General features: G+C 61.9%; 24 protein-coding genes and 1 tRNA gene. 10 read left to right on the top strand and 15 right to left on the bottom strand.

Annotation, left to right across the window (positions count from 1 at the left end; translation table 11 throughout):
* Nucleotides 1–22 precede the first annotated feature (22 nt).
* A complete protein-coding gene (locus VSX56_RS09260; RefSeq protein WP_339114032.1) occupies nucleotides 23–661 on the top strand; it encodes an LON peptidase substrate-binding domain-containing protein in 639 nt (212 codons plus the stop codon).
* Between the two features lie 59 nt (nucleotides 662–720).
* The gene (locus VSX56_RS09255; protein ID WP_350936819.1) at nucleotides 721–879 is read left to right on the top strand and encodes a Trm112 family protein; all 159 of its coding nucleotides are present in this window, start codon (nucleotides 721–723) and stop codon (nucleotides 877–879) included.
* Here VSX56_RS09255 and VSX56_RS09250 read toward each other — a convergent pair.
* On the bottom strand, nucleotides 876–2,138 hold the full coding sequence (locus tag VSX56_RS09250; protein ID WP_434096022.1) for a UbiH/UbiF/VisC/COQ6 family ubiquinone biosynthesis hydroxylase: 1,263 nt from the start codon (nucleotides 2,136–2,138) through the stop codon (nucleotides 876–878). The genes VSX56_RS09255 and VSX56_RS09250 overlap by 4 nt on opposite strands.
* An 88-nt stretch (nucleotides 2,139–2,226) precedes the next feature.
* Between VSX56_RS09250 and VSX56_RS09245 the strand changes: the two genes are divergently transcribed.
* From VSX56_RS09245 to VSX56_RS09230, 4 genes are all read left to right on the top strand, one after another.
* Complete coding sequence (locus tag VSX56_RS09245; protein ID WP_350936585.1) at nucleotides 2,227–3,546, top strand: amidase; 1,320 nt, start codon at nucleotides 2,227–2,229, stop codon at nucleotides 3,544–3,546.
* Between the two features lie 120 nt (nucleotides 3,547–3,666).
* Complete coding sequence (locus tag VSX56_RS09240; protein ID WP_350936583.1) at nucleotides 3,667–4,845, top strand: aminotransferase class I/II-fold pyridoxal phosphate-dependent enzyme; 1,179 nt, start codon at nucleotides 3,667–3,669, stop codon at nucleotides 4,843–4,845.
* A 13-nt stretch (nucleotides 4,846–4,858) separates the two neighbouring features.
* The gene (locus VSX56_RS09235; protein ID WP_350936581.1) at nucleotides 4,859–8,212 is read left to right on the top strand and encodes a DNA translocase FtsK; all 3,354 of its coding nucleotides are present in this window, start codon (nucleotides 4,859–4,861) and stop codon (nucleotides 8,210–8,212) included.
* An 89-nt stretch (nucleotides 8,213–8,301) separates the two neighbouring features.
* The gene (locus VSX56_RS09230) at nucleotides 8,302–8,904 is read left to right on the top strand and encodes a LolA family protein (RefSeq protein ID WP_339114036.1); all 603 of its coding nucleotides are present in this window, start codon (nucleotides 8,302–8,304) and stop codon (nucleotides 8,902–8,904) included.
* Nucleotides 8,905–8,913: 9 nt separating this feature from the next.
* Here the strand turns inward: VSX56_RS09230 and VSX56_RS09225 are convergent, their stop codons facing one another.
* Complete coding sequence (locus VSX56_RS09225) at nucleotides 8,914–9,495, bottom strand: transglycosylase SLT domain-containing protein (RefSeq protein WP_339114037.1); 582 nt, start codon at nucleotides 9,493–9,495, stop codon at nucleotides 8,914–8,916.
* A 191-nt stretch (nucleotides 9,496–9,686) separates the two neighbouring features.
* Between VSX56_RS09225 and hspQ the strand changes: the two genes are divergently transcribed.
* Nucleotides 9,687–10,013, top strand: coding sequence for a heat shock protein HspQ (gene hspQ / locus VSX56_RS09220; protein WP_339114038.1), 327 nt, complete (start codon nucleotides 9,687–9,689; stop codon nucleotides 10,011–10,013).
* A gap of 6 nt (nucleotides 10,014–10,019) precedes the next feature.
* Here the strand turns inward: hspQ and VSX56_RS09215 are convergent, their stop codons facing one another.
* Together VSX56_RS09215 and VSX56_RS09210 are read right to left on the bottom strand one after the other, a co-directional pair.
* Complete coding sequence (locus tag VSX56_RS09215) at nucleotides 10,020–10,532, bottom strand: ATP-binding protein (protein WP_339114039.1); 513 nt, start codon at nucleotides 10,530–10,532, stop codon at nucleotides 10,020–10,022.
* Complete coding sequence (locus tag VSX56_RS09210; RefSeq protein WP_350936577.1) at nucleotides 10,522–10,869, bottom strand: STAS domain-containing protein; 348 nt, start codon at nucleotides 10,867–10,869, stop codon at nucleotides 10,522–10,524. Before VSX56_RS09210 ends, VSX56_RS09215 begins: the two co-directional genes overlap by 11 nt.
* A 177-nt stretch (nucleotides 10,870–11,046) precedes the next feature.
* Between VSX56_RS09210 and VSX56_RS09205 the strand changes: the two genes are divergently transcribed.
* Nucleotides 11,047–11,697 carry a pseudouridine synthase gene (locus VSX56_RS09205; protein ID WP_339114454.1) on the top strand — a complete coding sequence of 217 codons (651 nt, stop codon included), beginning with the start codon at nucleotides 11,047–11,049 and terminating at the stop codon, nucleotides 11,695–11,697.
* Between the two features lie 6 nt (nucleotides 11,698–11,703).
* Here the strand turns inward: VSX56_RS09205 and VSX56_RS09200 are convergent, their stop codons facing one another.
* The 3 genes from VSX56_RS09200 to VSX56_RS09190 all read right to left on the bottom strand — a co-directional run bounded on the left by VSX56_RS09200 (nucleotide 11,704) and on the right by VSX56_RS09190 (nucleotide 12,384).
* Nucleotides 11,704–11,937 (bottom strand): WGR domain-containing protein, encoded by a 234-nt coding sequence (locus tag VSX56_RS09200; RefSeq protein WP_350936575.1) that lies wholly within the window; start codon nucleotides 11,935–11,937, stop codon nucleotides 11,704–11,706.
* A 163-nt stretch (nucleotides 11,938–12,100) separates the two neighbouring features.
* Nucleotides 12,101–12,226, bottom strand: coding sequence for a type B 50S ribosomal protein L36 (gene ykgO, locus VSX56_RS09195; RefSeq protein ID WP_096433353.1), 126 nt, complete (start codon nucleotides 12,224–12,226; stop codon nucleotides 12,101–12,103).
* 83 nt (nucleotides 12,227–12,309) lie between these two features.
* A tRNA-Val gene (locus VSX56_RS09190) sits at nucleotides 12,310–12,384 on the bottom strand.
* A 192-nt stretch (nucleotides 12,385–12,576) separates the two neighbouring features.
* On the opposite strand from VSX56_RS09190, the gene VSX56_RS09185 reads away from it, so the two are divergent.
* Nucleotides 12,577–13,440, top strand: a complete 864-nt coding sequence (locus tag VSX56_RS09185) for an N-formylglutamate amidohydrolase (RefSeq protein WP_350936572.1) — start codon at nucleotides 12,577–12,579, stop codon at nucleotides 13,438–13,440.
* 1 nt (nucleotide 13,441) lies between these two features.
* Here the strand turns inward: VSX56_RS09185 and VSX56_RS09180 are convergent, their stop codons facing one another.
* Nucleotides 13,442–14,707, bottom strand: coding sequence for a DNA polymerase IV (locus tag VSX56_RS09180; protein WP_350936570.1), 1,266 nt, complete (start codon nucleotides 14,705–14,707; stop codon nucleotides 13,442–13,444).
* A gap of 214 nt (nucleotides 14,708–14,921) precedes the next feature.
* Nucleotides 14,922–17,534 (bottom strand): ATP-dependent chaperone ClpB, encoded by a 2,613-nt coding sequence (gene clpB, locus VSX56_RS09175; RefSeq protein WP_350936568.1) that lies wholly within the window; start codon nucleotides 17,532–17,534, stop codon nucleotides 14,922–14,924.
* 465 nt (nucleotides 17,535–17,999) lie between these two features.
* On the opposite strand from clpB, the gene pyrF reads away from it, so the two are divergent.
* A complete protein-coding gene (gene pyrF / locus VSX56_RS09170) occupies nucleotides 18,000–18,710 on the top strand; it encodes an orotidine-5'-phosphate decarboxylase (protein WP_339114045.1) in 711 nt (236 codons plus the stop codon).
* A gap of 56 nt (nucleotides 18,711–18,766) precedes the next feature.
* Here the strand turns inward: pyrF and VSX56_RS09165 are convergent, their stop codons facing one another.
* From VSX56_RS09165 to def (VSX56_RS09140), 6 genes are all read right to left on the bottom strand, one after another.
* Complete coding sequence (locus tag VSX56_RS09165; RefSeq protein WP_339114046.1) at nucleotides 18,767–19,030, bottom strand: hypothetical protein; 264 nt, start codon at nucleotides 19,028–19,030, stop codon at nucleotides 18,767–18,769.
* 120 nt (nucleotides 19,031–19,150) lie between these two features.
* Entirely contained in the window at nucleotides 19,151–19,354 is a 204-nt protein-coding gene (locus VSX56_RS09160) for a hypothetical protein (RefSeq protein WP_350936566.1), read from the bottom strand.
* A 22-nt stretch (nucleotides 19,355–19,376) separates the two neighbouring features.
* Entirely contained in the window at nucleotides 19,377–19,586 is a 210-nt protein-coding gene (locus VSX56_RS09155; protein ID WP_339114048.1) for a hypothetical protein, read from the bottom strand.
* Nucleotides 19,587–19,590: 4 nt separating this feature from the next.
* On the bottom strand, nucleotides 19,591–20,487 hold the full coding sequence (fmt, locus tag VSX56_RS09150) for a methionyl-tRNA formyltransferase (protein ID WP_350936562.1): 897 nt from the start codon (nucleotides 20,485–20,487) through the stop codon (nucleotides 19,591–19,593).
* 4 nt (nucleotides 20,488–20,491) lie between these two features.
* Complete coding sequence (def, locus tag VSX56_RS09145) at nucleotides 20,492–20,992, bottom strand: peptide deformylase (protein ID WP_339114050.1); 501 nt, start codon at nucleotides 20,990–20,992, stop codon at nucleotides 20,492–20,494.
* A complete protein-coding gene (gene def / locus VSX56_RS09140; protein ID WP_350936560.1) occupies nucleotides 20,992–21,534 on the bottom strand; it encodes a peptide deformylase in 543 nt (180 codons plus the stop codon). Before def (VSX56_RS09140) ends, def (VSX56_RS09145) begins: the two co-directional genes overlap by 1 nt.
* Nucleotides 21,535–21,655 lie beyond the last annotated feature (121 nt).

The following is a 21,655-nucleotide window of genomic DNA, read 5'->3' as shown; positions in this document are numbered from 1 at the left end:
GTTTCGGCCTAACTGGTGGCTCATGTATAACCTCATCGACCTGCCCGATGCCATTCCGCTCTTCCCGTTGCCCGGGGCGCTTCTGCTGCCTCGGGGAACCTTGCCCCTGCATATCTTCGAGCCGCGCTATCTGCAGATGATCGAGGATTGCCTCAAGACGCCCGAGCGGCTGATCGGAATGATCCTGCCGCGCGAGCATGGCGAGGAGGCCGAGCTGGCGCCCATCGGCTGCGCTGGCCGTTTGACCGGATTCTCGGAGACCGAGGACGGGCGTTACCTGATCACGCTGACAGGTGTGTCACGCTTCCGTCTGATGGGCGCGCGGGACGGCTTTACCCCTTATGTGGTGGGCGAGGTCGACTGGGAGGAATTTGCTGGCGACCTGCGCGGGCCCGAACATGATGCCGGGCTCGAACGCGAGAGCTTCTTCCGGATCCTGAGCCGTTTCTTCGAGGCCAATGGCATGGAGACGGATTGGGACAGTCTCGAGGATGCCGAGGACGAGCTGCTGATCAACTCGCTCTCGATGCTGATGCCGCTTTCGCCCGAAGACAAGCAGGCGCTTCTGGAGACGCCCAACCTGACGGTGCGTCGCGAAACCCTGCTGACGCTGATCGATTTCGCCCTGCGTAGCGGGGATGGCGAGGAAAGCCTGCAGTGAGCGAGCCCGAGGACAATCCCGACCGCGTTGCCCCTGAACGTCCGGCCTTTGACCGCCGGATGCTCGAGGTGCTGGTCTGTCCGCTGACCCATGCGATCCTGCTTTATGATGCGCAGGCGCAAGAGTTGATCTCGAAACCGGCCAAGCTGGCCTTCCCGATCCGTGGCGGTATCCCGATCCTCATTCCGTCCGAGGCGCGGGAACTCGATACCGATTAAAGCGGCTCGCCTTTTAGAAGGCGCGGGAGTGGCCCGCCGAGGCCCGCCGCCTGTGCCATGAACCCGCGACGCAGGCCGGGCAGGGCCTGAACGACCCCCATTCCCAGCTGACGCCCGAGTTTCAGGATCGGATTATGGTTGGAAAACAGTCTGTTGACCGTATCCATCCCCAAGGCGAGCGAGGTGGAATCGAACCGCCGCCAGCTTTGATAATCCTCGAGCACATTCAGCGCTCCGATATCGTCGCCACGCCGGTGCGCATCCACCAGCACCTGTGCCAGCGCTGCCACATCGCGCAGCCCGAGGTTCAGCCCCTGTCCCGCAATCGGATGCACGCCATGTGCCGCGTCCCCCACCAGCGCGATCCGCGTCTGGACATAGGATTTGGCCAGCGTCAGGTTCAGCGGATAGCTGAAGCGCGGCCCCGCGAGCGAGATCTGGCCCAGAAAATCCCCGAACCGTGGGCGCAGGAGGCCCAGAAAATCGCCATCTGACAGCCCGTTGAGCGTCTCGGCATTCTCGCGTGTCTCGCTCCACACGATGGAGGAGCGGTTGCCGGTCAGCGGCAGGATCGCCAGAGGACCCGTCGGCATGAAATACTGGTGCGCGATACCGTGATGCGGTTTTTCATGGGCAATGGCGGCCACCAGCGCGGTCTGGCCGTAATCCCATCCCTCGCGGGCAATTCCCGCACGCTCGGCCACGCCGGATTTGCGGCCATCCGCCCCCACGAGAACGCGGGCGGTGAGGCTCCGGCCATCCGACAGGGTCGCGGTGACATGGCCCGCGTCGACCTCCTGTCCGGTGACCGAGGTCGCGGGGATCAGGGTAATATCGGGTTCCGCCTCCATCGCGTCGTGCAACGCGCGCGACAGGTAGCGGTCCTCGAGCATCCAGCCCACGGGGGATTGGTCCGTCTCGCGCGAGTCGAAATGCAGGAAGAAGGGGGCGGCCCCTTCGCCGGCATGACCGTCCGAGGCCTTTACATCCATCATCGGCTGCGCATCGGGCGCCAGCCCTGCCCAGAGACCCAGCCCCTTCAGCAGGCGCTGCGAGGCTGTAGCCAGCGCATAGGCCCGCCCGTCAAAGCCCAGATCGGCCCGCGCCCGTGCAGGCGTCGCATCGACCACAGTCACGCGCAGCCCCGCTTGGGCGAGGGCCAGCGCCAAGGTGGGGCCGTTGAGCCCGCCACCGGAGATCAGGATATCGCAATCGGTTTTCATGCCGCTAAATATGGCGTTTTCGCGCGGCTTGTCCATTCCCTGTGCATGATTGATCTAAGCCCCATTGTCAGAACGATAAAATCGGGGCTAGCCTTGCGGGGTTGATGATTGGAGAGCCAGTGTGATGACCTCGACACGTTATCTGCCTGCTGCGGAACAGGGCCGTCTGATTGCGGCGGGTATGCTGGATCCGGTGGCACAGGTGGAGTTGTATCTTGAAACCGCGGCAGGGCGCGACGGGCGGATGGCCTTTACCCGCCTGACCCCCAATCGGGCGCGGTTCGAGGCGATGGCCGCGCGCACCCGCACCAAGGTAGGGCAGGGGCGCTCCCGGCTCGACGGGGTGGCGATCAGCTGGATGGACAGTTTCGATAGCGCGGGGCGGGTGAGCGAGGCTGGCACGCGGCTGTTTGCAGGGCGGGTGCCCGAGCGTGATGCCGCTGTTCTGGCGCAGGCAAGTGCTGCGGGCGGCGTCTGTCTGGGCAAGACCCAGATGACCGAGCTGGGGATTGATCTTCTGGGGGTAAATTCCATCGGGGTGACCCCGCCCAACCGCCATGATCCGGCGCGGGTAACGGGGGGCGGGGCCTCGGGGGCGGCGCTTTCGGTCAATCTGGGGCTTTGTGCGATGGCTGTGGGTTTGGATGGTGGCGGTGGTGTGCTTGTGCCTGCGGCATGGAACGATCTGGTCGGGTTCCGGCCCAGCGTCGGGCGGTTGCCGCAAGCGGGAATGGTCTGCGCCACGCAGTTCGACACGCCCGCGCTCATGGCGCGTCGCGTGGAGGACTGCGCCGAGGGGCTGGCTTTGATCGAAGGCGGGCGCGCGCCGGATCTGCGCGGGGCCACCCTGTCGGGCGCGCATTTCCTGCTGCTGGAGGGGCCGGTCTATGATGATGCCGACCCCGCCTGCCTCGAGGCGACCAGCAAGGCGCTCGGGGTCCTGTCGCGGGCGGGGGCACGGATTACGGCGCAAAGCCCGCCGGTCGTCGAGGCGCTGATGGGGCTGTGTTTTCTGATCGAAACCGAGATCCATGCCTGCTGGCAGGCACTGGCGAGTGCGAATCCGCTGAAAGTCACGCCGGATCTGATGCGTGTCTTCGAGAAGGCAGGCGGGGTCAAGGCGGAGCGCTATCTACAGGGAATGCGCCAGCTTCAGGAGCTGCGGCGGGTTTGGGGTAGGCTGGTTTCGGGCTATGACGGCGTGATCATGCCGAGTGTCGCGCAGCTGCCGCCCACCTATGATAGCCTCTTGATAGATCACGATTTATTCACGACGCAACGGAAGCTGGCCTGCCGGAATGCCCGTTTGGCCGCGCTCTCGGGCGGACCAGCCATCACCTTGCCGACAGGGCAGGACATGGTCGGGCTAAGCCTGCTTGGACAAAATGGGCATGACGAAAAACTTCTCTGCGTCGCGGCGGCGGTGGAATCGGCTCTTGGCTGAAATGCCACAATCCTGAGGCGACCGCGCCCCTCTCTTGCCATGATCTAGACAGGTGATGTGGTTTTTGGGTAACGTCGTCCCGAACGGGGCGATAAATGACTCCGGCAGATGAGGCACATAATGGATTATCCCGAGCGGTTCTCGAACCTGCCCGAATACGCGTTTCCGCGTTTGCGGACGCTGCTCGATTCCCACCAGCCGGGCGGGGAAGTGATCAACATGACCATCGGCGAGCCACGGCATACAATGCCTGGGTTTGTGGGGGATGTGCTGGCAGCCTCTGTGGCCGAGTTCGGCAAATACCCTGCCAATAATGGCACGCCCGAGCTGTTGTCGGCGATTTCCGCATGGATCAAGCGCCGCTATGGCGTGGAGGTCGGGGACGACCGGATCATGGCGCTCAATGGCACGCGCGAGGGGCTGTTCAACGCCCTGCTGGCGCTCTGCCCCGAAACCAAGGGCGGCAAGCGACCCGCCGTGCTGATCCCGAACCCGTTCTATCAGGTCTATGCCATCGCCACGATGATGGTGGGCGCCGAGCCGGTGTTTGTGCCCGCGACCAAGGAAACGGGCTATATGCCCGATTACCGTTCGCTGCCGCCCGAGGTGCTGGATCGCACGGCGATCGCCTTCATCTGTTCGCCGGCCAACCCGCAGGGCGCCGTGGCCTCGCGCGCGTATCTGGCCGATCTTCTGGCGCTGGCCGAGAAACACGATTTCCGCGTCTTCGCCGATGAGTGCTATTCCGAGCTTTACCGCCACGATCCGCCCCCCGGTCTGATCGAGGTGGCGCAGGAGGTGGGGGCCGATCCCGAGCGGGTGGTGATCTTCCATTCGCTCTCCAAGCGCTCGAGCCTGCCGGGACTGCGGTCGGGATTTGTGGCCGCAGGGCCCAAAAGCATGTCCTATATCCGCCAGCTTCGGGCCTATTCGGGCGCGCCGCTGCCGCAGCCGCTCCAGCGGGTGGCGGAAAAGGTCTGGGCCGACGAGGACCATGTGGTCGAGAACCGCAGGCTCTACCAAGAGAAATTTGACGATGCGGCCGTGGTGTTTGACGGTATCAATTCGGTCGCCATGCCGGAGGCGGGGTTCTTCCTGTGGCTTCCGGTCGAGGATGGCGAGGCCGCCGCTATGAAACTTTGGCGCGAGACGGGCGTCCGGGTGCTTCCGGGCGGCTATCTTTCGCGTGACGTCGCGGGCGAAAATCCCGGCAGATCCTATATCCGGGTGGCTCTGGTCGCCCCGAGAGAAGAAACGCAGCGGGGGCTGATCAGGCTCCGCGATTGCCTTTACCTTTGAGGACGAGCAGCAGATGGCATTGTATCAGATGAGACAGCGCGACCCCCTTCTCGACCAGAATACGCAGGCTCTTCTCGAGCGTCGCGGTAAGGAACTCGCCGGAGCGGGCCTGATCGTTCTGGCGGCGCTGCTGACCATGATGCTTGCCAGCTATTCGCCAGAAGATCCCAGCTGGATGGCCGCCACAGATGGCGAGGTCCATAACTGGCTGGGCCGGATCGGTGCGGGCCTTGCCTCGCCGCTCTATGTGATCTTCGGGCGCGGTGCGTGGCTGCTGCCGGTTTCGGCGGCGCTCTGGGGGGTGCGGTTCATGACCCATCGTGGCGAGGAACGCGCTCTGCCACGGCTGATCTTCCTGCCGATTGCCATTGCGGTCTCCTCGGTCCATGCGGCGCTTCTGGTGCCCGGCGCCGAATGGACGGCGAATTTCGGGCTTGGCGGCCATTTCGGCGATATGATCGCGGGAATGATGCTGGGCATCGTCGGGGCCTCGGCGTTTGTTGTGAAATTCCTGTCGCTGGTCTTTGTGGCGCTGAGCATCGCGATGACGCTGTTTGTCACCGGTTTCATCAAGCCGGAGCTGCAGAATATCCTGCGGTTCCTGCTGCTGGGGTTGCTGGCGATCTATGACACGATCATGCGGATGGTCGGGCAGGGGGCTTCGGCCTCCGTGCTGGCGGCACGGGGTGCCGCCGAGCGCCACCGTTCGCGCCGCGCCGAAGCGCAGGCCCATGCCGAGGAGCTGGCCGCATGGGAGGCGCAGCAGGAATATCAGGCCGAAGCGGTGGCCCGCCCTGCGCGCCGCGTGGCATATCAGGAACCCGTATTCGAGGAAGAGGACGAGGTTCTTTATGACGAGGAACCCTATCAGGAGCCGCCACGCGGCAATTTCCTGACGCGGATTATCCGCCCCACGGACACGATGCCCGAGCCGCAGTTGGAGCCCGAGATTGTCGATTTCAGGTATGACGACCTGCGTGCCGAACCTGCCGAAGCTCCGAGCCCCGACAGGATCAAGGCGCGTATCGCCGAGGCAGTGCACCAGCGCCGTCAGGCCCCGCCTGCGCCGCGCGTGCAGCGCAGCGCCCCGCAGCGTTATGCGGAGCCCGAACTGGAAGAGGTCGAATCCTATGAGCCGGCACGTCCCGAGGCCCCGCGCTCGGTGATGGCCGCCGTTGCCCGCCGTCTGGCACGTGGGCCTAAACCGCGCGAGCGTGTCGAACCGCAGCTGAAGGCAGAACCTGCGCGGATCGAGCCGCCGCTTCGCGCCGAACCGCGCTATATGCCGCGCTTCGGCGGGGCACATGCCGGTGCCGAGGCGCCCGTTTATGCCGCGCGGCCCGAGGAGGTCTCGCAGGCTCGCTCCCGTCTGATGGCCGAGCCGCGCAATGAGTTCGCGAAGCAAGATCAATGGCTTGATCAGGGCTACCATATGGACGAAGTCGAAGAGGCCGAGCCGCAAGGATTCGAGCCCTTCGATGTGGATGCCTTTGGCGAGCTGGATGAGAGCTATGGCAGCGCCCGCGTGTCGCCCGAGCCGGAAGAGGCGCCGCGTGCGCGTTTCTCGGCTCCTGTCGAGCCCTATGACGCCCCCCAGGATGAGCCAGAAGAGACCGATATGTCTACGGCCACCTATCGCACCATCCAGCGCGGTGAGGCCTATGCCGAAGATGCGACGCTCAGCGGCGACGATCATGACGAGATGGAGGATCTTGCCCCGATCGCAGCCGAACCCGCCCGTCCTGTGGCAGCCGAGGCGCCGATGGCCAATGCCCGAACTGTGGCACAGGGCGAGAGCCTGAACCGCAGCGCGATCCAGAAGCCTGCGAAAATGCCGCCTGCGACCCATGCGAATTACGAGATGCCGCCGATCAACCTGCTGACCGATCCGGCCTCTATCCCGCGTCACCAGCTGCCCGACGAGCAGCTGGAAGAAAATGCCCGGCAGCTGGAAAACGTGCTGGAGGATTATGGGGTGAAGGGCGAGATCGTGTCGGTCCGTCCGGGCCCTGTGGTTACCATGTACGAGCTGGAACCGGCGCCGGGCTTGAAGGCCAGCCGCGTGATCGGTCTGGCTGATGATATCGCGCGTTCCATGTCGGCGCTCTCGGCGCGTGTGTCCACCGTGCCGGGCCGGACGGTGATCGGGATCGAACTGCCCAATGACCATCGCGAGAAGGTCGTGCTGCGCGAGATCCTGACGGCGCGTGATTTCTCGGATGGTAATATGCGCCTGCCGCTGGCGCTGGGTAAGGATATCGGCGGCGAGCCGGTTGTAGCAAACCTTGCCAAGATGCCCCACCTGCTGATCGCGGGGACCACGGGGTCGGGGAAATCTGTGGCGATCAACACGATGATCCTGTCACTCCTCTACCGCCTGACGCCGGATGAGTGCCGTCTGATCATGATCGACCCGAAGATGCTGGAACTGTCGGTCTATGACGGCATTCCGCATCTGCTGTCTCCGGTCGTGACCGACCCCAAGAAGGCCGTAGTGGCACTGAAATGGGTCGTGGGCGAGATGGAAGACCGCTATCGCAAGATGTCCAAGATGGGCGTGCGCAATATCGAGGGATATAACGGCCGCGTGAAAGAGACGCTGGCCAAAGGCGAGATGTTCAAGCGCACCGTGCAGACCGGCTTTGACGAAGAAACCGGCGAGCCGATCTTCGAGACCGACGAGTTCCAGCCCGAGCCCTTCCCCTATATCGTCGTCATCGTCGACGAGATGGCCGACCTGATGATGGTCGCGGGCAAGGAGATCGAGGCCTGCATCCAGCGTCTGGCGCAGATGGCGCGGGCCTCGGGCATCCACCTGATCATGGCCACCCAGCGCCCCTCGGTGGATGTGATCACCGGCACGATCAAGGCAAACTTCCCCACGCGGATCTCCTTCCAAGTGACCTCGAAAATCGACAGCCGCACCATTCTGGGCGAGCAGGGCGCCGAGCAGCTGCTGGGCATGGGCGATATGCTCTATATGGGCACCGGCTCGCGTCTGAACCGCGTCCACGGCCCGTTCTGCTCGGATGAAGAGGTCGAGGAGGTGGTCAACCACCTGAAATCCTTCGGGCCGCCCAGCTATATGTCGGGTGTGGTCGAGGGGCCGGAAGATGATAAAGCCTCCGATATCGACGCGGTGCTGGGCCTCAATACCGGTGGCAATACTGGCAATGAGGATGCGCTTTACGATCAGGCGGTGCAGATTGTGGCGAAGGATCGCAAATGCTCGACCTCCTATATCCAGCGCAAACTGGGCATCGGCTACAATAAGGCCGCGCGTCTGGTGGAGCAGATGGAGGAAAATCATGTGGTCTCCTCGGCCAACCATGTCGGCAAACGCGAGATCCTGATCCCCGAGGCCTGAGCGGCTTTCTGCTGAACTGTGATGAACGCCCCGCGCAAGTTGATTGCGTGGGGCTTTTCCTTTTTCAAAAAGCGCCTAAATTCTCGTCTATGAACATACTTCGCTTCGCGCTTGCGCCCGTCCTCGCCCTGTCTCTTGCCGTGCCGGCATTTGCCGATGCGATCCCGCTTGGGACTTTGTCCAGTTATCTCAACAGCCTGCAATCGGCGTCGTCCAAGTTTACACAGGTAAACTCCGACGGCTCGATCTCGACGGGCACGATCTATATCCGCCGTCCGAATCGCGTGCGGTTCGAATATGACAATGACAACACGCTGGTGCTGGCTTCGGCCGGTCAGGTGGCGATCTTCGATCCGAAGTCGAATATGGGCCGGCCAGAACAGTATCCGCTGTCCAAAACGCCTCTGAGCCTTATCCTGGCGGCGGATGTAAATCTGGCGAAATCGGGTATGGTGACCAGCCACACCTCCGATGGCACAAAGACCACTGTCACCGCACATGATCCGCAGCATCCGGAATATGGCAATATCCAGATGGTTTTCACGGATGGCCCGACGCAGCTGCGCCAATGGGTGATCACCGATAATGCGGGAGCGAAGACCACCGTTATCCTCAACGGGCTTCAGAACGGTAAGGCGCTGGCGCCGTCGGTCTTCTCGATCAATCAGGAAATCAGCCGCCGAGGCGGCTGAGCTCTTTCGTTACAGTCGACCACAAGAAGCAAGCTGCGCGCGATACATCAGCGCGCGGCTTTGCACTTTTCGGGCCACGGCCAGAAGCCACGGCTTGGATTTGTGGCTGCCACGCGAATAGCCGCCACGCCCTTCATGATAGGCGAGATACTGGTTCATCGCATCGGTCTTCGGAATACCGAGGCTCTTTGTCGTGCCGTCCATATACCAACCGATGAAATCGGTCGCGTCCTGGATACGGTTGCGTCTTGCACCGCGGCTGCCGCCCTGCGCGCGATATTCCTCCCAAGTGGCATCAAGGGCCTGGCTATAACCATAGGCCGAACTCTGACGGCCGAGGGGAATCACACCCAGAGCGTATTTGAACGGGGTTTTTGCATTGCCGACGAACCGCGATTCCTGATGGATCGTGGCCATCTGCACATAGACGGGAACACCCCAGCGCGATTCGGTGCGTTTCATGGCCCGGAAATAGGCAGGCCGCTCACGCGACAGGGCGCATGCGTCGTCTAGATTTTGTGGCGCCTGGTAGTTGCCCCCACCACAGGAGGCGACCAGAAGGGCCAGCGCCAGAAAGGCGAATTTCTTCATACTGCTCTTGCCTGATTTTTGCTCTCGTTTTGTCGTTAATTGTATCTGAAAATGCCCCAAACGAAAATCACAAAGCCTATCAGCGAGCCTTCTGCACCAATAATACAGATTGTTTCCTGCGAATTTGTGGAAAAAGCCCTAGTTTCTTTGTAGAAGCATTAAGAAATCGAAAAGACTAGGGAAGGGCGAACATGTTTGCCACTCAAGCCAAATTCCATATCGGGCAGGTTTTGCGCCACCGTAAGGACTCGTTCCGTGGTGTGGTCTTCGATGTCGATCCGACTTTTGCGAATTCGCAGGAGTTCTATGACGCAATCCCCGAAGACAGCAGGCCGACAAAGAATCAGCCCTACTACCATTTGCTTGCAGAGACGGATGATGATTATTACATCGCCTATGTCTCCGAACAGAACCTTCTGGCGGATCAGACTGGCGAGCCTGTGGAGCATCCGGACCTGCCGGATCTCTTTGGCGAGTTTGCCGATGGGGCCTATCCTCTGCAATTCCAGATGAACTGAGCCGGATCAGCCGTCCTGTTTCAGAGGCAGGCGGAAAGCGAGCATGTTGCGACCATCCTCGCGCCTGTAGCCCAGATCTTCTGCAAGATCACGGATCAGGAACCAGCCGAATCCTCCCTCCGGAAGCTCCTCGGTATCCAGCGTCTGAAGGGCGTTTTCTACCGTGTCGAATGTCGCGGGGTCCTCGAGAACGAAGGCAGGAAGTTCGAGGCCGTCATCGGTCACCGAACAGTTAAGCCCGCGCTTATCCATCACCATGGAGAGGGTAATCGTGCCGACCCCGCTATCCTGATAGCTGTGTTCGACGATATTGTTCAGGATCTCGGCCAGTAACAGTTCGAGCGTTCCGGCCTCGTCCTGACTCATATGCAGGACGAATCTCGCGAGCGCATTGCGCAGGGCTTCGCGCACGGCCAGCGGAGTGGCCGGAAAACTATGATGGAAGATCCTTGGCTGCCGTTCACCACGCGGAACAGCCGTGCCACTTTTCAACGCATGTGCGTCGTGGTTAGCCAGCATTCCGCACCTCCGGTAGGAAGGCATCCTCTAGGGTCGGGTGGATCTTGAAGATCGTGTCCATGCGGGTCAGCCGGAACACCTTCGCGACGTTCATGTTCAGCGCGGCCAGTTCCAGCTTCCGGTCCTTGGGCAGGGCTTTCATGACGGCGACAATCGCCCCCAATCCCGAGCTATCGAGGAAGGTGACAGATTCCAGATCGAGAATGACGCGTTTTGACGGCTGCATGCAGACTTCGCGCATCTGGTCCTTGAAGCGGATGGCAATGGCTGCATCGAGTCGATTCTCGTCGACGCGGACCCACAGTGCATCCTGGCGGGCTTCGGCATAGAGGTTCATCTGCGGTCTCCGGCTCGTCACTCAATTTTCTCTAGGAGTAGGGGCTAAAACTTACCAAACCGTAATTCCGAATCGATTTCGCTCCATTCCCCAACGGAAGTGGCCGAGATGTCTATTTTAACCCCTCATGCGCAAGGAAGACTTGACCGGCTGGCACATCGCGGGCAATCGGTGGCGATGATGTATCGCTATGATCCGCCCTCCGACCCGCCCAAGATCCTGCATGCCGATCACGAGATTCTCGTGGTCGACAAACCGTCAGGGCTGCTTTCGGTGCCGGGGAAGGGGCCGGAGAAAGCGGATTGCCTGATCGCGCGGTTGCGCCAGTCCTATCCGGAGGTGCTGCTGGTGCACCGGCTGGATTGCGACACCTCGGGGGTGATGGTCTTCGCGCTGACGCCTCATGCGCAGCGCCATCTGGGACTGCAATTCGAGCATCGCCAGACCAAGAAGACCTATCTCGCGCGTCTCTGGGGGCATCTGGAGCCCAAGACGGGCCGGGTGGACCTGCCGCTGATCGTGGACTGGCCCAACCGTCCGCGCCAGCATGTGAACCATGAAACCGGCAAGCCCGCCCAGACCGACTGGAAGGTGCTGCAGCATGATCCCGATGGAACGACGCGTGTGCGGCTTATGCCGGTGACCGGGCGTAGCCATCAGTTGCGGGTGCATTGCCAAGCGCTAGGGCATCCGATTCTCGGAGACCCGCTCTATGCCGAGGGCGCGGCGCAGGACTTTCCACGGCTGATGCTGCATGCCCACACGCTGCGGCTGCGCCATCCCGATGGCGGCGAGCCTCTGGCATTTACCGCCGATACGCCCTTCTGAGGGGCTTCAGGCGGCCACAGCCTCGGTCAGGGCATATCCCCTGCGGGCGGCCTTGAGGCGCCATGTATCGGCCGCCTGCACGGCGTCGCGAAGGTTGGTGAACAGCACGTTGCGCATGCCACAAGCGCGGCCATCGCGACCCCATTCGCGCTGCACTGTATATTCGCCGAAGAGATTGTCACTCACCTCGACGCGGTAGAACTCTTGCGCCGAGGGGCGGTGGAGAAGAAGGGTCAGCATGGCAGTGCCTTCCGAAACGCTACAAATCCATAGAATCAGAACTTTGTGCCGCAGGCTACAGAAATCCGGTCTGACCGCAGGGTAATCCGGCATGGTGATCGCCCAATAAGAAAGACCGCAAGGTTTCCCTTGCGGTCTTGTCTTTGCCGATGGCTCGGTCGAGTCAGCCCTGACGGGCTTTAAAACGACGCTGCGTCTTGTTGATTACGTAGACGCGGCCCTTGCGGCGCACGATCTGGCAATCGCGATGACGCTGCTTGAGCGAGCGGAGCGAGTTGCGAACCTTCATGGTCGTATCTCCTTGTCGCGGCGCGCGTGCGCCTTGAAAGCAAAAAGCCCCGACAGCCAGGCCGAAGGGGCGGCGAAATAGAATGGTGGGCGGTACTGGGATCGAACCAGTGGCCACTACGATGTCAACGTAGTGCTCTACCGCTGAGCTAACCGCCCACGCTCCGAAATGATTTGCCTTGGATTGCGTTTGGTCTCAAGCTGTTGCCTGTTCCGGTCTGCAACCTTTCGGTTCACCTCTTCGGTGTGGAGGGGTCTATAAAAGGTGTTCGCACGACGCGCAAGGGGGTTTTGACGAGAAAATGCATTGCGCTACACTGAGAGCATCACAAAGGAGGTTCATGACTGTCCATGAAACATGATCGACCGGCTTTCCGGCTCTGCGAACCCGATCCAGTCCGGACCTCTGTTATTTTCTCGTCTCCCCATTCTGGAAGCTATTATCCCACTGATTTTCAACAAAATACTGTTCTGGATCTGGCGCGCCTGCGGTCATCCGAGGACGCGTTTGTCGATGATTTCATGCATCTGGGGGCGCAGCTCGGGGCCTATTGCATCGCCGCAACATATCCGCGCGCCTATCTCGACCTCAATAGAGCGCGTGACGAACTCGACCCGGGAATCGTCGAAGGACTGCGTCAGCGCGGCAGTGGCAGCCGTGTTGCGGCCGGTCTGGGCGTGATTCCCCGCGTGGTCTCTGGCGGGCGGGCGATCTTGCGCGGGAAAATAAGTCTCGCGGAGGCCGAGACCCGTCTCGATGACATCTGGACCCCATGGCACCGTCAGATCGATCTGCTGATGGAGGCCAATAAAAAACGGTTCGGGGAGGCGCTTCTCGTCGATCTGCATTCCATGCCCAGCGAGGCGATCGAGGCATTCGGCCTTAAACGACCGGAAATCGTGATCGGCGATCGCTACGGCAGTTCCGCCTCGGAGCATATCGTCGAAGAGATCGAGGCCGCTTTTGCCGCGACAGGCCTCTCGGTGAGCCGCAATACCCCTTTCGCAGGAGCCTATATCACCAAGACCTATGGCCAGCCTGCCAATCATCGCCACGCCATCCAGATCGAGATCAACCGAGCGCTTTATATGGATGAAGCGCGAATTGAACGGCGTGCGGATTTCGCCGAGTTCCAGTCCCTGATGGATGGGGTTCTGGCGCGGATTGCGGCCATCGGGCGGTCGGACCAGCCAGATACCATGGCAGCGGAGTAGGTCAGTCTTTCCGGAACCCCCGCCCCATCTGGATCGCATCCACGCCGAATTTGGCCCTGATGGCATCCATCGCGCGCTCCTGCTTGGCGCGCCGCCCCGCATCGGGGTCCAGAAGATCGCCCACCGGATCTCCCTCGCGTGCGGGCCTTAGCCCCGAATAACCGATACCGATCAACCGATAGGGCGTGCCTGCGGGCAGGGTGTCAAACAGCCGCTTTCCGACCTGAAAAAGCGTATCTGCCAGCTGGCTCGGATCTGCGAGCTGCGACTGGCGGGTCAGGGTGGAGAAATCCGATTTCTTCAATTTCAGAGTGACGATACTCCCCGATAGGTCCTTTGCCTTCATACGCGCTGCCGTCTTCTCCGCCATGTGCCATAGCTGTGCCAGAAGCGCCTCGCGGTCGCTGAGATCCTGCGAGAAGGTCGTCTCGTTCGAAACGCTTTTGACCGGCGCATCCGGGGTTACACGGCGATCATCCTCGCCCATCGCCAGCGACCAGAGCCGCAGGCCCTGTCCACCGAAGCGACGGATCATATCGTCGCGCCCGATCCGTAGGATGTCGGTGAGCGTGCGGATGCCGGCCTGCCCCAGGGCCTGTCGTGTTGCTGCCCCTACGCCCCACAGAATGCCTACCGGCTTGTCGCGTAGAAAATCGCGCGTCTCGGCCCGACCGATCACGGAAAATCCACGTGGCTTATCCAGGTCGGAGGCGATTTTCGCCAAAAACTTGTTATGGCTGAGCCCGACTGAAACAGTTACTCCGACCTCGCTCTCGATTTCGGCGGCCAGCCGCACAAGGCTTTCGGCGGGTGGCATGCCATGCAACGTATCGGTTCCACGAAGATCCAGAAAGGCTTCGTCCAGCGATAGCGGCTCGATCAAGGGCGTCAGACGCGCCATCTTCGCGCGGATCTCGCGAGAGACTTCGGCGTAATAGCCGATACGCGGCGGTAGGATCACCGCATCGGGGCAGAGCTTGCGGGCTTGGAACATCGGCATTGCCGAGCGCACACCGTAGATCCGGGCGACATAACAACAGGTCGTTACCACCCCGCGTGCGCCCCCCCCAACGATCAGAGGCAGCGAGGCCAACTCGGGATTGTCGCGCTTCTCGACCGAGGCATAGAAACTGTCACAGTCGATATGGGCAAGGCCCAGCTGGAGCAGTTCGTTATGGCTCACCAGCCCGTCATGCCTGCACCGCGGGCACCGTCGCTTTGGAGCCTCGGCGAAGGAGGCGAAACAGGATCTGCAAAGACTGGCCATACCTCTTTCCGATAGCGAGACAGAAAGGGGCGCTCTCGCCCCTCTTGGCACGTCGTGCCAATTCACCCCTGAGGATATTTATGGACACTGGAAGTGGGAGAATGGCTTCCAGTGTCCATAAATATCCCGGGGGACTGCCGCAAGGCAGTGGGGGCAGAGCCCCCTCCATGCGTCGTATCAGCGGGCGGTGGCCGGAGCCGCCGCCCGCTTGCATTCAGTGCAAAGCCGCGCCGAGGGGCGTGGCTTCCGAAGGCGGGACGATATGCCCGCCGACAGACAGACCGTCTGGCCCTGCCGTGACCGTAACCGTTGATCCGTCCAGCACATCGCCCGACAGGATCAGATTGGCGAGCGGGTCCTGGAGATAGCGCTGGATCACCCGTTTCAGCGGGCGTGCGCCATAGACCGGATCATAGCCCTTGTCGGCCAGCCATGTGCGGGCTGCGTCATCGAGCGCCAGCCCGATTTTGCGATGGCCCAGGCGGGTTTCCAGCCGTGCAAGCTGCACGGTGACGATTCCGTCCATATTGCCGCGCGACAGACGGTCGAAGATGACCATCTCGTCCAGGCGGTTGAGGAATTCGGGGCGGAAATGTGCTCGCACCGCGTCCATGACCTGCGCTTTGGCCTGTGCGCCATCGGTGCCTTCTGGCAGGGTGCTGAGCGCTTGGGACCCGAGGTTGGAGGTCAGGATGATCAGCGTCTGCTTGAAGTCCACCGTCCGGCCCTGACCGTCGGTCAGGACGCCGTCATCAAGCACCTGCAGCAGCACGTTGAACACATCGGGATGCGCCTTCTCGACTTCGTCGAACAGCACCACCTGATAGGGGCGGCGGCGCACGGCTTCGGTCAGTACTCCGCCCTCGTCATAGCCGACATAGCCCGGAGGGGCGCCGATCAGCCGCGAGACGGCATGTTTCTCCATGAATTCCGACATGTCGATCCGCACCATCGCCTGATCATCGTCGAAGAGATATTCGGCGACAGCCTTGGTCAGCTCGGTTTTGCCCACGCCGGTCGGGCCGAGGAAGAGGAACGAGCCCAGTGGACGGTTCTCGTCATTGAGACCCGCACGCGCACGCCGCACCGCATTGGCCACCGCCTTAACTGCGGCATCCTGCCCGATCACCCGCTTATGGAGCTCTTCCTCCATTTTCAGCAGCTTCTCGCGCTCGCCCTCGAGCATTTTCGAGGTCGGGATACCGGTCCAGCGCTCGACCACCTCGGCGATCTGTTCGGGACGCACGGCCTCTTCGACCATGACATCCTCTGCCGATTCCGCCTGTTCGAGCTGCTTTTCAAGATCCGGAATGCGGCCATATTGCAACTCGCCCGCTTTTGCGAAATTGCCTTCGCGTTTGGCGGTTTCCAATTCGGCGCGCGCGCGGTCCAGCTGTTCTTTCAGCACGCGGCTGCTCTCCAGCTTGTCGCGTTCGGCCTGCCATTTGGCGGTCATCTCGGCGGAGCGTTCCTGCAGTTCCGACAGTTCCTTCTCGAGTTTCTCGAGACGGTCCTGACTTGCGACGTCGTCTTCTTTCTTCAGCGCCTCGGCCTCGATCTGCGCCTGCAGGATCTGGCGATCCAGCGCATCTAGTTCCTCTGGCTTCGAATCAACTTCCATCCGCAAGCGCGAGGCGGCCTCGTCCACGAGATCGATCGCCTTGTCGGGCAGGAAGCGGTCGGTGATATAGCGATGCGAGAGCGTCGCCGCCGACACGAGCGCCGAATCGGAGATCCGAACCCCGTGATGGAGCTCGTATTTCTCCTTGATGCCACGCAGGATCGAGATCGTATCCTCGACGGTGGGCTCTTCGACCATTACCGGCTGGAAGCGCCGGGCCAGAGCCGCGTCTTTCTCGACATATTTGCGATATTCATCAAGCGTGGTGGCGCCAACACAATGCAACTCGCCTCGCGCCAGCGCCGGCTTGATCAGGTTGGCCGCATCCATCGCACCATCGGATTTGCCCGCGCCCACAAGCGTGTGCATCTCGTCGATGAAGAGAATGATCTCACCGGCTGCGGTTTCGATCTCCTTGAGGATGGATTTCAGCCGCTCCTCGAACTCGCCGCGATATTTCGCCCCTGCGATCAGCGCGCCCATATCGAGCGCCAGAAGCCGCTTGTCGCGCAGGCTCTCCGGCACATCGCCATTGACGATGCGCAGCGCAAGCCCTTCGGCGATCGCGGTTTTCCCCACGCCCGGCTCCCCGATAAGGACGGGGTTGTTCTTGGTGCGGCGCGAGAGCACCTGCATCGTGCGGCGGATCTCGTCGTCACGACCGATGATCGGGTCGATCTTGCCTTGCTCGGCGGCCTCGGTCAGGTCGCGGGCATATTTTTTCAGCGCCTCATAGCCGTCCTCGGCGGAGGCGCTATCGGCGGTGCGGCCCTTGCGCAGATCGTTGATGGCCGTGTTCAGCTTCTGCGCGGTCACGGCACCTGCATCAAGCGCGTCTTTCGCACGGGTATTGACCACGGCCAGCGCCATCAGGATACGCTCCACCGGAACGAAACTGTCACCGGCTTTCTTGGCGATCTTCTCTGCCTCGTCGAGCACGCGCACGAGCGACTGGTCGATATAGGTCTGGCTATCCGTGCCGGACACTTTGGGAAGTTTGCCGACGGCTTGGGTGACGGCATCGGCCACGCGGGCGGCATCGCCACCGGCGCGATTGATCAGGTTGGACGAAAGTCCCTGATCGTCATCCATCAATGCTTTGAGCAGATGTTCGGGGACCACGCGCTGATGGCCTTCCCGCATTGCGATTGTCTGCGCGGATTGAAGGAAGCCGCGCGAACGCTCCGTGAACTTTTCCATGTTCATCGGGTATCTCCTTTTCTAAAGCCCCCGCAAATCGACATGCCCGTAAGCGGCACATGTCTGGTCGGGTCTTATCGAATAATTGGGTAGGTGGGTCAGGCTATTCAAGATGTCAGACCACGCCTGAAACGAAAATCTTGGCTTTTGCGAAGCGCCTAGGGAACTCGCAGGCACCGTGCAAGGTTCCGTAAATGTCTCGCCTGTAAGGTGAGACCCCAAGGAACAGGAGAGACGCCATGACTGTGCTGCATTATCTGCCCTTCCTCGCTGCTTTGACCCTTCTGGGCATCGTCATGATGCACCGTGCGCGTGTGCGTGCCTTGATACCGGTCAAATCTCGGGATTGAAGACCTGTCCGCGGGGCTGCCGATACCGGAGTGATTGCGGGAAAGTTCCCCCTGTGGTTCCTCAGGGGTTGATTTTTCGTGCCGTCTTGCGCATCGGGGTGCAAACCACAGGAGATGCTGCATGACCGCCCTTTTGCCCGCCGATGACCGCCTGATCGTTGCCATGGATGTGCCCGACGCGCTGGCCGCGCTCGAGCTGGCCCAGAAACTGGGCGATAGCGTTTCTTTCTACAAGATCGGTCTAGGGATGCTCACGGGGGGCGGTCTGGCCGTTGCCAACGAGCTGAAACAGGAGCATGGGAAGCGCATCTTCCTCGATATGAAATTCTTCGATATCGGCGCCACGGTCGAGGCTGCGGTGCGCGGGATCGCACAATTCGATCTGGACTTCCTGACCGTGCATGGCGACCCCCATGTGGTGCGCGCCGCGAAGGAAGGCGCCTCGGGTAAGGATCTCAAAATCCTCGCTGTGACCATCCTCACCTCGCTTGATCGCGCCGATCTGGATGCCGCGCTGATCCAGCCGGGCGATATTGCGGATCTGGTGACAGAGCGCGCCGCGCGCGCGCTTGAGGCCGGAGCTGATGGCGTTATTGCCTCGCCGCGTGAGGCCGCGATGATCCGGGCACTGCCGCAGGCCGAGGGCAAGCTGATCGTCACGCCGGGTGTGCGGCCCGCAGGGGCCGCATTGGGAGACCAGAAGCGTGTGGAAACACCCGCTTCGGCGCTATCGGCGGGGGCGGATCACCTTGTCGTTGGCCGCCCGATCTGGCAGGCGGCGGATCCGCAGGCGGCCGCGCAGGCCATTCTGGCGGAGATCAAAGCGATCTGAGTGTTTCACGATAAACGCGTCATGTGAAAGGCCCGCCAACTGGCGGGCCTTTTACATTACTGTTGGGGGGCAGGGGCGTCATCGGCTCCCGGAGCCACCTCGACCTCGGCCGGTGCGTCCGACGCAGGCTCTTGGGCCGGCTCGGAGGCAGGGGCCTCGTTGGTGATCGACACCTCGTTGCCCGCAGGTGCAGGGGTTGTGGTGTCACCGGGCGAGCCCATCACATACCAGACCAGCACGCCAAGCGCGACGACGATCGCCCCCAGAACGAAATAGAGGCCGTTGTCGCGGCGCGGCGGAGGCGTGTTATTCTCGGTCATCTTCGTCTCCTTCGACATTCGATTTGAAGAGAGAACGCGGGGATGACGGGGCTGTTCCCTGAGCGGTGGCGCCGCTCGCCCGCATGGGCGGGAGCCTGCCGATAGAGCCGGCGCGGCCACTTACAGCGCGGGCGGCTCAAGCCCTTTCTTGCATTGCTCGGGGCCGTCATAGCGGGCTGAATAGGCCACCGCGCCGCAGGTCTTGCATCGGAATTCCTTCAGTGCGCCCTTGCCGCCGATACGTTCCCACCGGCAGGGATTGCGCTTGCGATACCACAGGAGACCGATGAAAACGGCGATAACGAGAATGATGGCAATGGGCATGATCCGCTCCTTTGGCTCCGACTTAACGCGAAGCAGGCGCGGTAACAGGGGGCGGGGAGGTCACTTCGGAGTGAGTGTCGGGCTCGGGCAGCAGCTTCACCCCCACCAGAACCAGCACCACCAGCACCGCCCAGCCGCCCGGTCGCGACAGCAGCCAGATCGCCACGACCAGCATCATGCCGATCAGGCGGGAGGTCATGGTGGTCAGGGGCGCGATCAGGAGGCCGAACATGGAATCAGTCGAGGCGCTCGGGCAGGGTCAGGGCCTGCAAGACCTGCGCGGCTGCCATCGGCTTCTTGCCCGCGCGCTGCGCCTCCAGCACCTGCACGGCGCCTGCTCCGCAGGCAATGGTGAACCCGCCCAGAACATCTCCGGCAGCGCCATGACCGTCGGTCTGGCGGGCGCGCAAAAGCTTTACCCGTTCCCCCGCAATCTCGCACCACGCTCCGGGGAAGGGCGACAAGCCGTTGATCTTGCGGGTTACATCGGCTGCAGGGGCAGTCCAGTCGATCCGCGCCTCGGCCTTGTCGATCTTGGCGGCATAGGTCACGCCCTCGTCGGGCTGGGCCTCGCTGGGGAGCGTATCAAGATGGGCCAGCGCCTCGATGATCATTGAGGCCCCCATGACGGACAGCCGGTCATGCAACTCTCCGGTGGTCTCGGTCGCGCCGATCTCGGTCGCGCGACGCAGGCGCACGGGGCCGGTATCGAGCCCCGCTTCCATCTGCATGATACAAATCCCTGTTTCGGCATCGCCTGCCATGATCGCACGGTGGATGGGCGCCGCCCCGCGCCAGCGCGGCAGCAGCGAGGCATGGATATTGAGGCAGCCCTTTACTGGCGCATCAAGGATCGCTTGCGGCAGGATCAGCCCGTAGGCCACCACCACAGCCACATCGGCCTTCAGATCGGCAAAGGCCTGACGGTCGGTCTCATCCTTGAAATTCAGCGGGGTGCGCGTCTCTATCCCCAGTTCCTCGGCGCGGGCCTGAACGGGGGAGGGGCGCAGATGTTTGCCACGACCTGCAGGGCGCGGCGGCTGCGAATAGGCCGCCACGACCTCGTGCTCGCGCGCCAGTGCCTCGAGCACCGGGACTGAAAACTCGGGGGTGCCCATGAAGACGACGCGCATGACCTTAGCCTTTGTTCAGTTTTTTCGATTTCTGGATCAGCATCTTGCGCCGCAGGGGCGAGAGATGGTCCACATAGGTCTTGCCGTTGAGATGGTCGATCTGGTGCTGGACCGAGGTCGCCCAGAGCCCGACGAAATCACGTTCTTCCATCTCGCCATCGGCATTGAGGAACCGCACGGTAACCGCCCGCGGACGCTCGACCGGTGCCCAGACGCCCGGAAGATTGGGGCTTGCCTCATCATGTTTGCGCATCTTGACGCTGGCATGGAGCACCTCGGGATTGGCCATGCGGATGGCCTCGCCACGCTTGTCGGAGGCATCCACCACCGCCAGACGCATCATGATCCCGATCTGCGGGGCGGCCAGACCGACCCCCGGCATCGCATCCATCGTCTCGATCATGTCATCCCAGATCATCCGCACCGTCTCGGTGATCTCGGCCACAGGCTCGGCCGCTGTGCGCAGACGCTTGTCGTCAAAGGGGATGAACTTGCGCACGGTCATCAGATGATCCCGTCGGATTTCGGCGCGCGGGCGCGCTCGCGTTTGAGCTTCTGCATCTTCGAGGTGATCATCTTGCGTTTCATCGGTCCGAGATAGTCGATGAACAGCTTGCCATCGAGGTGATCCAGCTCGTGCTGGGCACAGGTGGCCCAGAGCCCGTCGAATTCCTCTTCCATGATCTTGCCATCCACGCTCAGCCATTTCATCCGCACCAGTTTCGGGCGGGTGACTTCGGCATATTGATCGGGGATCGACAGGCAGCCCTCCTCATAGGTGTTGGTCTCTTCCGAGGACCATGTGATCTCGGGATTGATCATCACCATTGGCTGGGGCGCTGCGTTCTCTTCCTTCACGCAATCCATCACGAAGACACGCTGCAGCACGCCAATCTGCGGCGCGGCAAGGCCGACACCGGGGGCGTCATACATCGTGGCCAGCATATCGTCAGCCAGCTTGCGGATTTCGGCATCGACCGAGACGACCGGATCACAGGTCTTCTTCAGTCGCGGGTCGGGGTGAATGAGGATCGGGCGTAGGGTCATAAGGCCGATTTAGGCGATGGTTGGTTCCAAGGCAATGGGGCAGCGGCTTGGCGGTGCATTATAAGGATACAATCAGGCATTTGTATCCCGCCGCCAGAGGTGATCTGATGCGCGCAAAGAC

It is taken from the genome of Thioclava kandeliae, assembly GCF_040297545.1.
Lineage (GTDB): Bacteria > Pseudomonadota > Alphaproteobacteria > Rhodobacterales > Rhodobacteraceae > Thioclava > Thioclava kandeliae.
This window is presented reverse-complemented; position numbering and strand designations above follow the sequence as displayed.

Excerpts from the sequence above, each read along its gene's own strand:
- def (WP_350936560.1), bottom strand. The coding sequence starts at position 21,534 with ATGACCCTACGCCCGATCCTCATTCACCCCGACCCGCGACTGAAGAAG.
- VSX56_RS09205 (WP_339114454.1), top strand. The coding sequence starts at position 11,047 with ATGATGTATCGCTATGATCCGCCCTCCGACCCGCCCAAGATCCTGCAT.
- ykgO (WP_096433353.1), bottom strand. The coding sequence starts at position 12,226 with ATGAAGGTTCGCAACTCGCTCCGCTCGCTCAAGCAGCGTCATCGCGAT.
- clpB (WP_350936568.1), bottom strand. The coding sequence starts at position 17,534 with ATGAACATGGAAAAGTTCACGGAGCGTTCGCGCGGCTTCCTTCAATCC.
- pyrF (WP_339114045.1), top strand. The coding sequence starts at position 18,000 with ATGACCGCCCTTTTGCCCGCCGATGACCGCCTGATCGTTGCCATGGAT.
- VSX56_RS09255 (WP_350936819.1), top strand. The coding sequence starts at position 721 with ATGCTCGAGGTGCTGGTCTGTCCGCTGACCCATGCGATCCTGCTTTAT.
- VSX56_RS09160 (WP_350936566.1), bottom strand. The coding sequence starts at position 19,354 with ATGCCCATTGCCATCATTCTCGTTATCGCCGTTTTCATCGGTCTCCTG.
- VSX56_RS09260 (WP_339114032.1), top strand. The coding sequence starts at position 23 with ATGTATAACCTCATCGACCTGCCCGATGCCATTCCGCTCTTCCCGTTG.
- fmt (WP_350936562.1), bottom strand. The coding sequence starts at position 20,487 with ATGCGCGTCGTCTTCATGGGCACCCCCGAGTTTTCAGTCCCGGTGCTC.
- VSX56_RS09215 (WP_339114039.1), bottom strand. The coding sequence starts at position 10,532 with ATGCTGGCTAACCACGACGCACATGCGTTGAAAAGTGGCACGGCTGTT.
- VSX56_RS09240 (WP_350936583.1), top strand. The coding sequence starts at position 3,667 with ATGGATTATCCCGAGCGGTTCTCGAACCTGCCCGAATACGCGTTTCCG.
- VSX56_RS09250 (WP_434096022.1), bottom strand. The coding sequence starts at position 2,138 with ATGGACAAGCCGCGCGAAAACGCCATATTTAGCGGCATGAAAACCGAT.
- VSX56_RS09185 (WP_350936572.1), top strand. The coding sequence starts at position 12,577 with ATGAAACATGATCGACCGGCTTTCCGGCTCTGCGAACCCGATCCAGTC.
- VSX56_RS09245 (WP_350936585.1), top strand. The coding sequence starts at position 2,227 with ATGACCTCGACACGTTATCTGCCTGCTGCGGAACAGGGCCGTCTGATT.
- VSX56_RS09200 (WP_350936575.1), bottom strand. The coding sequence starts at position 11,937 with ATGCTGACCCTTCTTCTCCACCGCCCCTCGGCGCAAGAGTTCTACCGC.
- VSX56_RS09180 (WP_350936570.1), bottom strand. The coding sequence starts at position 14,707 with ATGGCCAGTCTTTGCAGATCCTGTTTCGCCTCCTTCGCCGAGGCTCCA.
- def (WP_339114050.1), bottom strand. The coding sequence starts at position 20,992 with ATGACCGTGCGCAAGTTCATCCCCTTTGACGACAAGCGTCTGCGCACA.
- VSX56_RS09155 (WP_339114048.1), bottom strand. The coding sequence starts at position 19,586 with ATGTTCGGCCTCCTGATCGCGCCCCTGACCACCATGACCTCCCGCCTG.
- hspQ (WP_339114038.1), top strand. The coding sequence starts at position 9,687 with ATGTTTGCCACTCAAGCCAAATTCCATATCGGGCAGGTTTTGCGCCAC.
- VSX56_RS09235 (WP_350936581.1), top strand. The coding sequence starts at position 4,859 with ATGGCATTGTATCAGATGAGACAGCGCGACCCCCTTCTCGACCAGAAT.
- VSX56_RS09165 (WP_339114046.1), bottom strand. The coding sequence starts at position 19,030 with ATGACCGAGAATAACACGCCTCCGCCGCGCCGCGACAACGGCCTCTAT.
- VSX56_RS09230 (WP_339114036.1), top strand. The coding sequence starts at position 8,302 with ATGAACATACTTCGCTTCGCGCTTGCGCCCGTCCTCGCCCTGTCTCTT.
- VSX56_RS09210 (WP_350936577.1), bottom strand. The coding sequence starts at position 10,869 with ATGAACCTCTATGCCGAAGCCCGCCAGGATGCACTGTGGGTCCGCGTC.
- VSX56_RS09225 (WP_339114037.1), bottom strand. The coding sequence starts at position 9,495 with ATGAAGAAATTCGCCTTTCTGGCGCTGGCCCTTCTGGTCGCCTCCTGT.